Here is a 418-nt window from a genome sequence, read left to right on the forward strand (position 1 = left end):
CAAGTACAATTTATTTCCAATTCCAACTGCAGATTTATTGGCAAATCCTAATTTAAAACAGATTGATGGTTTTTAAAATACTGAAAAATAATATCAAAAATATAAATCATATGAAAAATAGTTTAAAATTTATAGTAGCAATACTTTTCACTTCCATCATCTTACATTCTTGCTCAGATAGTGAAAGTATTTATATAGCAACACCTCCATTGGATGGAAATTTATTGATAAATCCAACAGTTACGAAGGTTGTTTTAAGTAAAAACAGTAAAGATCAAACAGCTGTCAGTTTTAGTTGGGATGTTTCTGATTATGGCGTAAGAACACCTTTGCAATATACGTTAGAAATTGATGCTGAAAATGGCGACTTTTCTGATCCAGAAACAGAAGTTACAGAGAGTACAGAACTGTCTTTTAC

The 418-nt window shown here is 29.9% G+C and carries 1 protein-coding gene; it reads left to right on the top strand.

The window, feature by feature from the left end; all coding sequences use genetic code 11:
• Positions 1-110: 110 nt before the first annotated feature.
• Positions 111-418, top strand: a 308-nt coding sequence (locus tag IU405_RS01135; RefSeq protein WP_197436792.1) for a SusE domain-containing protein, incomplete at its 3' end; no start/stop codon positions are given.

The sequence above is a fragment of the Polaribacter sp. BAL334 genome (assembly GCF_015767435.1).
Taxonomy (GTDB): Bacteria; Bacteroidota; Bacteroidia; order Flavobacteriales; family Flavobacteriaceae; genus Polaribacter.